This is a genomic window from Leisingera sp. SA215, from assembly GCF_055902035.1.
The window spans coordinates 19,152-32,347 of sequence record NZ_JBVVXU010000012.1 but is presented as its reverse complement, the minus strand read 5'-3'; the positions used below and the strand labels follow the sequence as shown (position 1 = coordinate 32,347).

The following is a 13,196-nucleotide window of genomic DNA, read 5'->3' as shown; positions in this document are numbered from 1 at the left end:
GAAGTATTTTCGCCCAGGTCGGGGGAGGAGAAGCCCACCCGGTTGCGGCCCAATGCCTGAACGGTATCAACCAGCGCTCCTGCGGCGGTAAAGGACAGCGCACCGACGCCCGCTTGGATCTCCTGCGCCAGTTTCTCATCAAAACCTGGTCCATGAGTCAGTGTCGCCGAAGTGCCGCCCTAGAGCACCACGTCCGGCCGCACCCCGGAAATCATCCGGCAGCGTTTCCTCCCGGCAGCAGGCCCCGCCGGAAGGGGAAGAGACTTAGCCGAAATGCAGGGTTTTGACTTCCTGATAGTCTTCCAGCCCCAGCATGCCGCCTTCGCGGCCATTGCCGGACTGTTTGTAGCCGCCAAAGGGCGAGCCATAATTGAAGCCGCCGCCGTTGATATGCACCGCGCCGGCGCGCAGGCGGGCAGCAACCCGCTCGGCCCGCTCCGGATCGCCGGTCTGCAGATAGGCCGCCAGCCCGTAAGGCGTGTCATTGGCGATCCGGATGGCGTCTTCTTCGTCCTCAAACGGGATGATCACCAGCACCGGGCCAAAGATTTCCTGCTGGGCAATCGCCATGCCGTTGGTCACATCGGCAAAGACCGTGGGGCGCACATACCAGCCCTTGTCCAGCCCCTCGGGCCGTCCCAGCCCGCCGGTCAGAACGGTGGCGCCTTCGTCGATGCCGGTCTGGATCATGCTTTGCACCCGGTCGAACTGGATACGGTCGAACATCGGGCCGATGTGATCGCCCTCCTCAGCCGGATCACCCACCGCCTGACCCTCGGCCGCCGCCTTGGCGATCTTCAGCACCTGATCATAGCAGCTGCGCTCCACCAGCATCCGGGTCGGCGCGTCGCAGCTTTGGCCGGTGTTGTACATGCATTCCAGCACCGAAGCGGTGACCTTCTCCTGCAGGTCCGCATCTGCAAAAACCAGATTCGGCGACTTGCCGCCCAGCTCCAGCGTCACACGCTTAACCGTATCGGCAGAATCCTTGGCCACCGCCACCCCCGCCCGGGTCGACCCGGTAAAGGACATCATGTCCACGTCCCTGTGCCGCGACAGCCCCGCGCCGACAGTAGGCCCATCGCCATGGATCAGGTTGAACACCCCCGCCGGATAGCCGGCGTCATGGATCATCTGCGCATAGACCGCCGCTGACATTGGCGTATGCTCCGACGGCTTCAGCACGCAGGTGCAGCCGGTTGCCAGCGCCGGCAGCACTTTCAGTGCAATCTGGTTCACCGGCCAGTTCCAGGGCGTGATCAGGCCGCAGACCCCGATCGGCTCGCGCACCAGAATATCGCCGTTGGCCAGGGTCTCGCGCAGCTGCTGGGATTTCAGCGCCTCCAGAATTCCTTTCAAGTGGCCAATGCCCGCATCCGCCTGGTCGTTCCGCGCCATCGAAACCGGCGCGCCCATTTCCGCGCTCAAGGCCTGCGCCATCTCCTCGCGGCGCGCGTTGCTGATCTCCAGCAGCCGCTCCAGCAGCGCAATCCTCTCGTCGCGCGAGGTGCGGGAAAAGCTGTCAAACGCCGCCTTGGCCGCCGCCACCGCAGTGTTCACATCCGTCTCATCGCCCAGGATAATGCTGCCGATCTGTTCTTCCGTCGCCGGGTTCAGCACCGGAAATTCGCGGCTGGAATGCGGTGCCACCCAGGCGCCGCCGATATAGAATTTTTTCAGGTCCATCAGATCAGTCTCACTATTGCCTGGTGATTGCAGCTCAGGCGCCCGGAAAGGCCAGGCTGGCCACTGCAGCCGAGCCGGGACCGGCCCTGCGGTCTCAAAGACAGTGGAGGGCGGGGCTGCCGCCGTCAAGCACAGGCGGACCCCTGCCAAACACTCTTCCACCCCTCCCGCACTGCCTGTGCTGGCATCGGAGAATGACCGCCCTGCCGCCGCCCCGGCACATCAAAAACGACAGAATGGATGGGCTTTGCGAAACACGCCGGCTGCGGGCTGGGCGCATCAGTCTCCGGCAAAGACGCCCGCCGCGGCCTGGCACCGGCCTGGGCCGGATTGAAGATTTCACCGGGCAAAGGCTGGGCGCCGCTACTTCAGCAGCGTCTGGACAAGGTCAGGCGTTCAGTTCCGCTGCGGGACAGGCCCCAAAGCGGTCTCAGGCCTGTTCCTGCTGCATCTGTTCGACCATCTGCCGGGCGCGCTTGCACTGCAGCTTGTCGCGCAGCGGGCTGTCGGGGTCGATGTCCTTTGCGCAGACCACGCATTTGTCGGCGCCGGAAATCGCATTGAGACCGCCGCAGCTGCCCTTGATCTTCTTGCCCATCAGGATCACCCCCAGCGACATGCCCAAGGTGACAATCAGCAGCAGGATAAAGGCCAGAAGAAAGGTGCTCATGGGGGTCCCTCGCAGGATAGCTTGGCAGCGGCTTCAGTTTCCGGTCAGCGCCTCAAACGCGCTGCTGGCAGCGGTCATATAGGCATCCGCACCGGCTTGCACGTCCCGATCGATGAAAAACACGGCAAGTTTATGCGCTTCGGCAAGCTCCAGGCCGTTTTCGCGGCCCAGAACCAGCATCGCGGTGGCCCAGGCATCCGCCAGCATGGCGTTCTCCGCAATCACCGTGACCGAGGCGGTGCGGTGCGTCACCGGCCGCCCTGCCACCGGGTCGAGGATATGGGAATAGCGCTCGCCCTCATACTCGAAATAGTTGCGGTAGTCGCCCGAGGTCGCCAGCCCCAGATTGCTGACCGGCACGATCAGCTGCACTCTCTGTGCCGCGGCATCGGGTTTCTCGATGCCGATGCGCCAGTCCTCACCCTTGGCATTTTCGCCCTTGGCCACCAGATCGCCGCCGATCTCCACCATGTAGCGGTCTACCCCGGCCCCCTCCAGCGCCGCCGCCACTGCATCAACGCCATAGCCCTTGGCGATGGCTGACAGGTTGATGCCGGTCTCCGGCGCGGACTTCTTCAGCGTGCCCGCCGCGGCATCCAGGGTCAGGAGCCGGGCCTGCCCGACCCCATCCAGCGCCTTTTCAATGGCGTCATCGGACGGCACCGGGTCCTCGGGTTTGCGCGGGCCGAACCCCCACAGCTCTATCAGCGGGCCCAATGTCACGTCAAACTTGCCGCCGGTCTTTTGATGCACGTCGTTGGCTGCGGCCAGCACATGGGCAAACTCCGGCGACACCCGCACCGGCGCAGTGCTGCGGGCGGCGGAAAAGGTAGAAACTTCCGAGGCCGGATCCCAGTTCGACATCTTGGCGTTGACCGACGCCAGCGTCCCCTCCACTGCCTCGCTTAATGCGGCCTGGTCCAGATCATTGCCAATCGCAATGACACTGTAGGTGGTGCCCATTGTCTGCCCGGACAGGCGGACCTCTTCCGGCGCACTGCCGAACCAGCAGCCCTGTAGCAGCAGGGCAGCGGGCAGGATCAGGACAAGCAGAAAGCTTTTGGGCATTGGGGCATCTCCGGCGGCAATTCTGGCGCTGCTATGCCCCTGCCCCGGCCCAAAGTCAAACATGGCGCCTGACAGGGCGTTTCACAGGGCGTCAGAACTTCAGCGGCACAAAAGCCAGCGCCAGCAGGCCCAAGGCCGCAGGCACCCCGAACAGCCAGGCCCGCAGCCGCGCATTGGGCGCTTCAGTCTTCCAGGTCTGGCGGTACATGTGGCCGCAGACCACCACCAGAAAAACGGTCAGCGCGCCGGTGACGGGGGTCAGGTAGAGGGTCTCGAACATGTTGTTTTTCCGCCGTTGTTAGCGCTCGCGTCATTTCACCCCTTCCCGGATCATATTCCGCCGCTAAGATGGGGGCATGACCTGATGCAGGATACAGGAGGAAACCCCGCGCATGGCACCGTTCTCATACCAGCCTCCAACCCGGGGCGACAAGGCCGGACAGAAAAGCCACAGCCAATCGCCAGAGTCGAATTTATCGCACGGCCAGTCCACCGTCGCCAAACTGCTGGAGGCCAAGGGCGACGCGATCTTCTCGATCCGCCCGAAAGACACCCTCGGCCACGCGGTCGAGGCGCTGAAGGAAAAACACATCGGCGCACTGGTGGTCACCGACCAGAACGGCGCACTGCAGGGCATCCTGTCGGAACGCGACATCGTGCGCCGCCTGGCAGAAACCCCCGGCCACACCCTGCCGCAGCTGGTCGAGGACATCATGACCCGCGAGGTGCAGACCTGCGGCCCGGACGAGCTGCTGATCGATGTCGCCAAGGTGATGAACGAAGGCCGCTTCCGCCACCTGCCCGTGCTGAAGGACGGTAAACTCTGCGGCATGATCACCGTCGGCGACGTGGTGAACTTCCGCCTGCAAGAGCTGGAGTATGAAGCCCTGCGGATGAAGCAGATGATCGTCGGTTAAGCAGCACCAGCGAATGTTTCCGGCAACTGCACCGGTCCGGGCCTTGTGTCCTGCGCCGGTGCATAAAGACACGAATGTCAGCCTGCTCAGCAACAATGCTGCCGTTTGCAGCACGATGCGCCAGAGGCCGCTTGGCGGACGAGGACGGCTTTTGCAGGCGCTGCTGGTTTTCAAGCAGCATTTCCCCGCACCTTCGGCAGGCCAGCGCGATGCCGGCCCCGTGCCGTACGGCAAAGGCCCCGGCAAAAAACCGCCGGGGCCTTCTTATCTTCCACAACCCGGTATGCGTCATGTTTCCAACCGGGGTTTTTGATGGTCCGCTCTGCGCTCCGGCTCAGCCGCCAAAGTCGTCCAGCATGATATCCTCGCGGTCCACGCCCAGATCCAGCAGCATGTTGATCACCGACTGGTTCATGATCGGCGGGCCGCACATGTAGAACTCGCAGTCTTCCGGCGCCGGGTGGTTCTTGAGGTATTCCTCGAACAGAACGTTGTGGATAAAGCCGGTGTAGCCTTTCCAGTCGTCCTCGGGCTGGGCGTCAGAGAGGGCGACGTGCCATTCAAAGTTGTCGAACTCCTCGGCCAGCTGGTCGAAGTCCTCGACAAAGAACATCTCTTTTTTCGAGCGCGCACCGTACCAGAAGCTGATCTTGCGGTCGCGGTTCTGCAGCCGCTTCAGCTGGTCGAAGATATGGCTGCGCATCGGCGCCATGCCGGCGCCACCGCCGATAAAGACCATTTCCTTCTGGGTGTCGCGGGCAAAGAACTCGCCGAACGGACCGGAAATGGTAACCTCATCGCCCGGCTTCAGATTGAAGATGTAGGACGACATCTGACCGGCGGGAATACCCTCGGATCCCGGCGGCGGCGAGGCAACACGGACGTTGAGCATGATAATGCCCTTCTCGTCCGGGTAGTTCGCCATCGAATAGGCGCGCTCGACCGGCTCAGCCACCTGGGATTTGTACTGCCACAGATTGAAGCGGTCCCAATCCTCGCGGTACTCTTCCTGAATGTCGAAGTCGGTATAGGCCAGCTGGTGCGCAGGTGCCTCGATCTGGATATAACCGCCGGCGCGGAAGTTCACATCCTCGCCTTCGGGCAGTTCCAGCACCAGCGCCTTGATGAAGGTCGCCACGTTGTCGTTCGAGCGCACCTTGCAACGCCACTTCTTGACGCCGAAGACTTCCTCGGGCACCTCGACTTCCATGTCCTGCTTGACCGCAACCTGACAGGACAGGCGGTCGCCGCAGCCCGCTTCGCGCTTGGTGATATGGCTTTCCTCGGTCGGCAGGATCGAGCCGCCGCCGGAATGCACCCGCACCCGGCACTGGGCACAGGTGCCGCCGCCGCCGCAGGCGGAGGGGACGAACAGTTTTTCCGCCGCCAGCGTTTGCAGCAGTTTGCCGCCCGCAGGCACCGAGATGGTTTTTTCACCGTTGATGGTGATGTTGACGTTGCCGGTTGAGACCAGCCGGGAGCGGGCAGCCAGAATGAGGGCCACCAGTCCCAGCACGATCACTGTGAACAGAACAACGCCGAGCGTGAAAGTTTCCATGTTTCCGCGCTCTCCTTACAGTTTGACGCCGCTGAAGGACATGAAGGCCAGCGCCATCAGTCCCGCGGTGATAAAGGTGATGCCCAGGCCCTGCAGACCGTCCGGCACGTCGGAATATTTCAGCTTCTCGCGCACGCCCGCCATCGCGGTGATCGCCAGCGCCCAGCCAAAGCCGGAGGAGAGGCCGTAGGTCGCTGCCTCGGCAAAGTTGTAGTCGCGTTCCACCATGAACAGCGATCCGCCCAGGATCGCGCAGTTCACCGTGATCAGCGGCAGGAAGATCCCCAAGGCGTTGTAAAGCGGCGGGAAATACTTATCCAGGATCATCTCCAGGATCTGCACCATCGCCGCAATCACGCCGATATAGGAAATCAGGCCAAGGAAAGTCAGGTCCACATCCGGAAAGCCTGCCCAGGCCAGCGCACCGGGTTTAAGCAGATAGGTCAGCAGCAGGTTGTTGGCCGGAACTGTGATGGCCTGCACCAGCATGACGGAAATCCCCAGCCCCAGCGCGGTCGAGATCTTTTTCGACACCGCGATGAAGGTGCACATGCCCAGAAAGAAGGACAGCGCCAGGTTTTCAACAAAGATGGCCTTGACGGCGAGTGAAATCAGCCCTTCCATCAGTGCGCCTCCACGGATTGGATTTTGAATTCACGCTCTTCCACCTGGTTCGGTTTCCAGGTGCGGAAGCCCCAGATCAGCAGGCCGATGATAAAGAACGCCGAGGGCGGCAGCAGCAGCATGCCGTTGGGCACATACCAGCCGCCGTTGTTGACGGTTTCCAGAATGGTGATGCCAAACAGCGATCCGGCGCCGAACAGCTCGCGGATGAAACCGACCAGCATCAGAATCAGGCCATAGCCCAGCCCGTTGCCGATGCCGTCAATGAAGGACGCGACCGGCGGGTTCTTCATGGCGAACGCCTCGGCGCGGCCCATCACGATGCAGTTGGTGATGATCAGGCCGACAAAAACCGACAGGGTTTTTGAAATCTCAAAGGCATAGGCCTTCAGCACCTGATCCACCAGGATCACCAGCGAGGCGATGATGACCATTTGCACGATGATCCGGATCGAACCCGGGATCTGGTTGCGCAGGATCGAGATGAACATGGATGAAAACGCGGTCACAAATGTCACCGCCAGGGTCATCACAAACGCCACCTGCAGAGAGGATGTCACCGCCAGCGCCGAGCAGATGCCCAGAACCTGCAGGGTGATCGGGTTGTTGTCGACCAGCGGGTCGACCAGCATGTCTTTCTTGGTCTGCGCCATCTCAGAGCTCTCCCGCTTGCAGGGCGTCCAGGAAGGGGGCGTAGCCCTCTTCGCCCATCCAGAATTTCACCAGGTTGTCCACACCGACAGAGGTCAGCGTCGCACCGGCCAGCGCATCAACGTGATGCTCCGGTCCGGCTGGACCTTGCGCCTTGGCAACAGAAATCTGCAACGCACCGCTGTCGTCATGCAGTTTCTTGCCCGGCCACAGCGCCTTCCAGCGCGGGTTGTCCACCTCGGCGCCCAGACCCGGTGTTTCGCCGTGCTGATAGAATTGCAGACCAAAGATGTCGTTGCCGTTTTCCTCAACCGCGATGAATCCATACAGCGTCGACCACAGGCCATAGCCGTGGATCGGCAGGATCACCTTGTCGAGATCGCCGTTTTCCTCGCGCAGCAGGTAGACGGTCTTGTAGCGCGACTGGCGGCCGATGCCGGCCGGATCAACGTCCAGTTCGCGGCTCAGCTCCGGATCCTGCGCGGCGGCCAGATCGTCAAAGCTGGCAGCGTCGAACTGGTCGGTGAATGCACCGGTCTGCAGATCCAGCACCTGCGGTTCAAACGCGGCAAAGGCTTCGGCCACATCTGTGCCAGGCTCATACAGGCCTGCCACTTGCAGCACGTTCAGCTGCTTGTCGCGTTTGCGGTTGGTCTCCTGCACCGGGCGCAGGCTGACGGCGGCGGAGGACACGATCATCGAGGCCACCAGACAGACGGCAACAGCGATGAACACGGTCTTGCCAACCGAATCCGGCGATGCGGCGAGGAAGCGGCCGATCAGGCCTTTGCTTTGGGTATCAGCCATGGCGGCGCGCCCTCCGTTTGATGTTTGCCTGCACGACGAAGTAATCGATCAGCGGTGCAAAGACGTTGCCGAACAGGATCGCCAGCATCATGCCTTCGGGGAAGGCCGGGTTCAGCACCCGGATCAGCACCACCATCACCCCGATCAGCGCGCCATAGATATAACGGCCCATGTTGGTGTGGCTGGCCGAAACAGGTTCGGTGACCATGAACACCAGGCCAAAGGCATAACCGCCCAGCACCAGGTGCCAGTACCAGGGCATCGCAAACATCGGGTTGGTGTCGGAACCGATCACGTTCAGCAGCAGCGAAAACGCGATCATGCCACCCAGACAGCCCGCAATCAGGCGCCAGTTGGCAATCTTGGTGAACAACAGAAACGCCAGACCGATGGCACAGGCCAGGGTCGAGGTCTCACCAAAGCTGCCCTGGATGGTGCCGATGAAAGCATCCGACCATTCGATGCCCTTGGCCGCCAGCGCCTGCACGCCATCCGCGGCGGAGACACCCAGCGCGGTGGCGCCGGAAAACCCGTCAACCGGGGTCCAGACAGAGTCGCCCGACATATTGGCCGGATAGGCAAAATACAGGAACGCGCGGCCCGTGAGTGCGGGGTTCAGAAAGTTCTTGCCGGTGCCGCCAAAGACTTCCTTGCCGATGACAACGCCAAAGATGATGCCAAGCGCCACCTGCCACAGCGGCGCCGAGGCCGGCATGATCAGCGTGTACAGCATCGAGGTCACAAGAAAGCCCTCGTTCACCTCATGCCCGCGCACGGTGGCAAAGATCACTTCAAAGATACCGCCTGCAACCAGCGTCACGATGTAGATCGGCAGGAAATACAGGAACCCGTGCGCGATATTCGCCATCGGGTTCGCCGCATCCAGCGAAATCCCGAGCGTGTTCAGGATGGCAATCCGCCAGCCGCTGGCCGCATCGGCCCCAAGCGCGGCAATCGCCGAATTCGCCTGATAGCCGGTGTTCCACATGCCCCACAGGATGCAGGGGATGGTGGCGATCACCACATAGGTCATGATCCGCTTCATATCGACATATGAACGCGCGTGCGGCGCAGCGGTGGTCACGGTCTTGGGGGTGTAAAGAAAGCTCTCCACCATCTCGTAGACGGGGAAAAGTTTCTCGTATTTGCCGCCCTTTTCAAAGTGCGGCTCGATTCTGTCAAAGAAGCTGCGCAATCCCATCCGGCTCAGCCCTCCTTTTCAATCTTGGCGAGGCAGTCGCGCAGCGCTTGCCCGTATTCATACTTGGCCGGGCAGGCAAAGCCGACGAGGCCCAGGTCCTCTTCGTCCAGCTCCAGCGCACCCAGCGCCTGTGCGGTATCGGTGTCCATCACCAGCAGCGCCCGCAGCAATTGCGTCGGCAGGTAATCCTGCGGCATCAGCTGCTCAAAGGTGCCGGTAGGCACCATCGCGCGGCGGCCGCCGTTGAGGTTGCTGGTGAGGCTGAACAGCTTGCGGGTCAGGGCGGAACCCAGCACCGGCTGCACCGCGTATTTGCTGCCCATCGGGCGGATCCAGCCCAGCGGGATCTGCTTGCGGTCTTCCCCGATGATCGCAACCTGGCGGGCAAAGCGGCCAAGGAATGCCAGCGGACCGGCGGCAGCCCGGCCCGACAGGATAGAGCCTGAGATCACCCGCACCGGACCGTCCGAAGCGATCTCGCCGCGGGTCAGCTCATCGGTGGAGGCGCCCATGACGGTACGGACCAGACGCGGCGTGCGCGCTGCGGGACCAGCCAGCGCCACCACGATGGAGGGGTCCACATAGCCGGTCTGCAGCAGTCGGCCGATCGCGATCACATCCTGATAGGAAACCGTCCAGACCTCCTCGTCGCCCTTCACCGGATGCAGGAAGTGGATGTGGGTGCCGGCCAGACCGCTGGGATGCGGGCCGGAGAAGGCCGCCGCCTCAACCCCGGCAATGTCCGTGCCCGGAATGCTGTCGCCTGCCTTCTGACACAGATAGGTGGCGCCCTCGGTCAGCAGGGTCAGCGCTTTCAGACCTGCTGCAAAAGCCTCGCCCGCGTCATTGATGATCAGCGCGGCATCCGCGGCCAGCGGCTCGCTGTCCATCGCGGTCACAAAGATCGCGCCCGGCTTGGTGCCCGGCACCGGCATCTTGGAATAGGGACGGCTCCGGAACGCGGTCCACAGGCCGGCCGCGCACAGCTTTTCGGTCAGCCCCTCGGCAGTATCGCTGTTTCCGGTGGCGGAAAAATCAACGCCCTTGTCCTCGGCATCCGCAACCGCGATCACCACGCTTTCCAGAACCCGGCGCGCACCGCGGTTGATCGCCACCACCTTGCCGGTCATGGGGGCGACCATCACCGCGTCTTCGGCATCTTTGTGGCAGAACAGCGGAGTTCCGCGCTGGACCTCCTCGCCTTCCTGCACCAGCATCCGGGGTTTCAAGCCCAGGTAGTCGGGACCCAGAACCGCCACCGACGTGATGGCCGGGCCGGGGTGAATGACCTGCTCCGGTGCGCCTGTCACCGGCAGATCCAGCCCCTTCCTCAAGTTAAATGTCTTCATATTTGCGCTACGTCCTTGTGAGGCCGATTCCCGTGGCGGTTCTTATCTGTTTCCGGCGGCGGAGACAAAGAGAACGCAGGCTTGCGGTCGCTTTTGGCTCTTTACCAGCCGGGTCCGGCCCTGTTTGATCCGGCGCACTCGAATCAAATTTGCCGCCGAATGGCAAGGGCACCGCCCCGCCTCCCGGGCAGATTCCTCCGTGATGGCAGCTTCTAAGCCAGAATACCGCTTCCGGAGGCCGCCAATGCGTCAGAAGCGGGCGCTGGAAACGGCAATCCAAGCCCCTGCCTGTGGACAAACCGCCCCGGCAGCGCAGTCTCTGCCGGGGCGGTTCGCCGTGATGGCGCTAACGCTTGCGGCGCCCGGCGCATGATTCGCGACAGGCGTCTCTTTTTTGCGGATGCATTACGCCTCCCAGACGGCCTGCGGCGCGCCCATCAGGCCGCGGTCGACAGTGATCCCCAGACCCGGCGCCTCCGGCACCAGCACCCCGCCGTCCCGCACAGGCGCGTCGAACGCGGCCGTTTTCAGCGTCACCATATCGCGGCAGTCCAGAATGCAGCGCAAGGACCGTTCCGGCACCGTCGCGCCCAGATGGGCAATCGCGGAAAATGCGATGGCAGAGCCGACCGTATCCTGCACGCTGACTGTCGCGCCTGCGGCCAGGCACATGTCCCGCTGCCGCCGCCCGTGGGTCAGCCCCCCGGCCTTGGAGATCTTGAGGCCGATACCGTCAGCCGCATCCTCGGCCAGCATCAGCGCTATGTCCTCATCCTGCTGCACCAGCTCATCCAGAATGATCGGCACCGTGCAGCGCTTGCGCAGCGACATCGTCTCGCGCCAGGTCTTGCAGGGCGCCTCCAGCACAAAGTCCAGTCCATCCGGCAGCATCCGCAGCATCCGCAGCGCGGACTCCACCGTCAGCCCGCCATTGGCATCGGCCAGAAAGAACTCTCCCGGCTGCCGGTCCGCCAAGCACTCCCGGATGCGCGCGGCGTCCAGCGCCGGCCCGCCGTCGGCATCCAGTGCGCCGATTTTCACCGAATGGCCCAGATAACCCATCTCGCGGTGCTGCGCGACGCGGGCGCGCATGTCTTCAGGGGGGCCTGCATAGATCGAGGAGATCACCGGCAGGCGCTTGCCGGTCGATCCGCCCAGCAGCTCGCAGACCGGCAGGTTCACCGATTTCCCGAACAGATCCCAGCAAGCCAGATCAATTGCGGATTTCGCGTGGTTGTGGCCCACCAGCGCCTCGTCCATCGCGTCATTGATCCGGTCCATCTGCCGCGGATCGCGTCCCAGCAGATAGGGCGCCATCTCGGCAATCCCGGCCCGAACGCCCAAGGCATGTGCGGCAATATAGGTGGCACCGAACGGCGTGCTCTCGCCCCAGCCCTCCAGCCCGCTGCCGGTCTCGATCCGCACAAAGGACGCATCAAAGCTGCGGTATTCCCGCCCGCCCGACAGCATATAGGTGCCGCCGGAATAGGGCAGGTCCAGCTGATAAAGCTCGATCTTCCTGATCTTCACGCGGTGACCTCCGGGATCACCAGCACCAGCTTGCCGGTATGTTTCTTGCTCAGGAAATCCTCCTGCGCGGCGGCAATCCCGCTCAGCGGATAGGTTTTGGCCACCAGCGGGCGGATATCTCCGGCCTCGATGTAGGAAATCAGATTGGCAAAAACCTCATCCTCCTGAAAGGTGCAGCCCATAAGCGTCAGGTCCTTCAGATACAGCGTGCGCACGTCGATCTCGCTGATCGGCCCGGCTATGGCGCCAGCAGTGGCATAGCGCCCGCCGCGCCGTAAAACATCCATAAAAGCCGGCCATTGTTCCCCGGCTACCAGATCGATCACCACGTCGATGCTACCCTCGCCCAGTTCCGCGCGCAGATCGGCGTTGCGGTCGACAACGCGGTCGGCACCAAGCGCCAGCACCTCGTCCGCCTTGGCAGCTGAGGACAGCGCAATCACCGTCGCACCGCGGCGCTTGGCCAGCTGCACGGCGGCAGAACCCACCCCGCCGGACGCGCCTGAGATCAGCACGGTTTCGGCGCCCAGCCCGACCCGGTGCAGCATGTTCTCCGCCGTGGAATAGGCGCAGGGGATCGAGGCCAGCTCCGCATCCGACCAATCGCAGTCCACCGCATGGGTCTCACGCGCCGGCGCCACTGCAAACTGGGCAAAGCCGCCATCGCATTCGCTGCCGAAGGTCCAGCACTCATAGGGCCGGTAGTCCACATATGTCCGCAGCATGTTGCGCACCAGAACCCGTTCGCCAATGCGGGCGGGGTCGACCCCCTCCCCCACTGCCGCGATGTATCCGCAGGCGTCAGCGCCCTGAATGCGGGGAAACTCCAGCGGCTTGCCGGACCAGCTGGCGTCGTCGTCGTCGACGCTGTCAAACCCGGTTGCGCCGCCGCTGTTGGTATCGGCCTCCACCGCCTTGGAATACCAGCCGATGCGGGTGTTGATATCGGTGTTGTTGATACCCGCCGCCGCGACGCGGATCAGCACCTCGCCGGGCTTGGGCTGCGGCACCGGCACATCGGTGCGGTACTCCAGTTTCTCGATACCGCCGTGGCCGGTCAGCAGGACCGCCGCCATTGTGCTGGGGATCATGCCCATGCCTCCCTTGTATGAAATTCTTTGGCCGGCCCTCCCCT

General features: G+C 63.0%; 14 protein-coding genes. 2 read left to right on the top strand and 12 right to left on the bottom strand.

Annotated features, from left to right (window positions below; translation table 11 throughout):
- Positions 1–264: 264 nt before the first annotated feature.
- The 4 genes from AC0KW6_RS13955 to AC0KW6_RS13940 all read right to left on the bottom strand — a co-directional run bounded on the left by AC0KW6_RS13955 (position 265) and on the right by AC0KW6_RS13940 (position 3,704).
- Positions 265–1,686: an aldehyde dehydrogenase family protein gene (locus AC0KW6_RS13955; protein WP_474035190.1), complete on the bottom strand. Its 1,422-nt coding sequence runs from the start codon at positions 1,684–1,686 to the stop codon at positions 265–267.
- A gap of 430 nt (positions 1,687–2,116) precedes the next feature.
- The gene (gene nqrM, locus AC0KW6_RS13950) at positions 2,117–2,356 is read right to left on the bottom strand and encodes a (Na+)-NQR maturation NqrM (RefSeq protein ID WP_323781832.1); all 240 of its coding nucleotides are present in this window, start codon (positions 2,354–2,356) and stop codon (positions 2,117–2,119) included.
- 33 nt (positions 2,357–2,389) lie between these two features.
- Complete coding sequence (locus tag AC0KW6_RS13945; RefSeq protein ID WP_474035189.1) at positions 2,390–3,424, bottom strand: FAD:protein FMN transferase; 1,035 nt, start codon at positions 3,422–3,424, stop codon at positions 2,390–2,392.
- Positions 3,425–3,515: 91 nt separating this feature from the next.
- Positions 3,516–3,704 (bottom strand): hypothetical protein, encoded by a 189-nt coding sequence (locus AC0KW6_RS13940; RefSeq protein ID WP_024092709.1) that lies wholly within the window; start codon positions 3,702–3,704, stop codon positions 3,516–3,518.
- Positions 3,705–3,816: 112 nt separating this feature from the next.
- On the opposite strand from AC0KW6_RS13940, the gene AC0KW6_RS13935 reads away from it, so the two are divergent.
- Together AC0KW6_RS13935 and AC0KW6_RS13930 are read left to right on the top strand one after the other, a co-directional pair.
- Positions 3,817–4,341 (top strand): CBS domain-containing protein, encoded by a 525-nt coding sequence (locus AC0KW6_RS13935; RefSeq protein ID WP_323781840.1) that lies wholly within the window; start codon positions 3,817–3,819, stop codon positions 4,339–4,341.
- Between the two features lie 58 nt (positions 4,342–4,399).
- Positions 4,400–4,654 (top strand): hypothetical protein, encoded by a 255-nt coding sequence (locus tag AC0KW6_RS13930; protein WP_323781843.1) that lies wholly within the window; start codon positions 4,400–4,402, stop codon positions 4,652–4,654.
- 21 nt (positions 4,655–4,675) lie between these two features.
- Here the strand turns inward: AC0KW6_RS13930 and nqrF are convergent, their stop codons facing one another.
- The 8 genes from nqrF to AC0KW6_RS13890 all read right to left on the bottom strand — a co-directional run bounded on the left by nqrF (position 4,676) and on the right by AC0KW6_RS13890 (position 13,152).
- Positions 4,676–5,899 carry an NADH:ubiquinone reductase (Na(+)-transporting) subunit F gene (gene nqrF / locus AC0KW6_RS13925; protein WP_323781846.1) on the bottom strand — a complete coding sequence of 408 codons (1,224 nt, stop codon included), beginning with the start codon at positions 5,897–5,899 and terminating at the stop codon, positions 4,676–4,678.
- Between the two features lie 15 nt (positions 5,900–5,914).
- Positions 5,915–6,523, bottom strand: a complete 609-nt coding sequence (gene nqrE, locus AC0KW6_RS13920) for an NADH:ubiquinone reductase (Na(+)-transporting) subunit E (RefSeq protein ID WP_024092714.1) — start codon at positions 6,521–6,523, stop codon at positions 5,915–5,917.
- Positions 6,523–7,176 (bottom strand): NADH:ubiquinone reductase (Na(+)-transporting) subunit D, encoded by a 654-nt coding sequence (locus AC0KW6_RS13915; RefSeq protein WP_323781849.1) that lies wholly within the window; start codon positions 7,174–7,176, stop codon positions 6,523–6,525. The genes nqrE and AC0KW6_RS13915 overlap by 1 nt, the downstream gene beginning before the upstream one ends.
- 1 nt (position 7,177) lies before the next feature.
- Positions 7,178–7,981 (bottom strand): Na(+)-translocating NADH-quinone reductase subunit C, encoded by an 804-nt coding sequence (locus AC0KW6_RS13910; RefSeq protein ID WP_323781852.1) that lies wholly within the window; start codon positions 7,979–7,981, stop codon positions 7,178–7,180.
- Positions 7,974–9,182 (bottom strand): NADH:ubiquinone reductase (Na(+)-transporting) subunit B, encoded by a 1,209-nt coding sequence (locus AC0KW6_RS13905; RefSeq protein ID WP_323781855.1) that lies wholly within the window; start codon positions 9,180–9,182, stop codon positions 7,974–7,976. The genes AC0KW6_RS13910 and AC0KW6_RS13905 overlap by 8 nt, the downstream gene beginning before the upstream one ends.
- A gap of 5 nt (positions 9,183–9,187) precedes the next feature.
- Positions 9,188–10,531, bottom strand: a complete 1,344-nt coding sequence (locus AC0KW6_RS13900; RefSeq protein WP_323781858.1) for a Na(+)-translocating NADH-quinone reductase subunit A — start codon at positions 10,529–10,531, stop codon at positions 9,188–9,190.
- 405 nt (positions 10,532–10,936) lie between these two features.
- A complete protein-coding gene (locus tag AC0KW6_RS13895) occupies positions 10,937–12,061 on the bottom strand; it encodes a mandelate racemase/muconate lactonizing enzyme family protein (RefSeq protein ID WP_474035188.1) in 1,125 nt (374 codons plus the stop codon).
- Complete coding sequence (locus AC0KW6_RS13890; protein ID WP_474035187.1) at positions 12,058–13,152, bottom strand: alcohol dehydrogenase family protein; 1,095 nt, start codon at positions 13,150–13,152, stop codon at positions 12,058–12,060. Before AC0KW6_RS13890 ends, AC0KW6_RS13895 begins: the two co-directional genes overlap by 4 nt.
- Positions 13,153–13,196 lie beyond the last annotated feature (44 nt).

Coding starts and splice junctions, on each gene's coding strand:
- nqrM (WP_323781832.1), bottom strand. CDS start 2,356: ATGAGCACCTTTCTTCTGGCCTTTATCCTGCTGCTGATTGTCACCTTG.
- AC0KW6_RS13915 (WP_323781849.1), bottom strand. CDS start 7,176: ATGGCGCAGACCAAGAAAGACATGCTGGTCGACCCGCTGGTCGACAAC.
- AC0KW6_RS13910 (WP_323781852.1), bottom strand. CDS start 7,981: ATGGCTGATACCCAAAGCAAAGGCCTGATCGGCCGCTTCCTCGCCGCA.
- AC0KW6_RS13900 (WP_323781858.1), bottom strand. CDS start 10,531: ATGAAGACATTTAACTTGAGGAAGGGGCTGGATCTGCCGGTGACAGGC.
- nqrE (WP_024092714.1), bottom strand. CDS start 6,523: ATGGAAGGGCTGATTTCACTCGCCGTCAAGGCCATCTTTGTTGAAAAC.
- AC0KW6_RS13940 (WP_024092709.1), bottom strand. CDS start 3,704: ATGTTCGAGACCCTCTACCTGACCCCCGTCACCGGCGCGCTGACCGTT.
- AC0KW6_RS13935 (WP_323781840.1), top strand. CDS start 3,817: ATGGCACCGTTCTCATACCAGCCTCCAACCCGGGGCGACAAGGCCGGA.
- AC0KW6_RS13890 (WP_474035187.1), bottom strand. CDS start 13,152: ATGATCCCCAGCACAATGGCGGCGGTCCTGCTGACCGGCCACGGCGGT.
- AC0KW6_RS13955 (WP_474035190.1), bottom strand. CDS start 1,686: ATGGACCTGAAAAAATTCTATATCGGCGGCGCCTGGGTGGCACCGCAT.
- nqrF (WP_323781846.1), bottom strand. CDS start 5,899: ATGGAAACTTTCACGCTCGGCGTTGTTCTGTTCACAGTGATCGTGCTG.
- AC0KW6_RS13905 (WP_323781855.1), bottom strand. CDS start 9,182: ATGGGATTGCGCAGCTTCTTTGACAGAATCGAGCCGCACTTTGAAAAG.
- AC0KW6_RS13945 (WP_474035189.1), bottom strand. CDS start 3,424: ATGCCCAAAAGCTTTCTGCTTGTCCTGATCCTGCCCGCTGCCCTGCTG.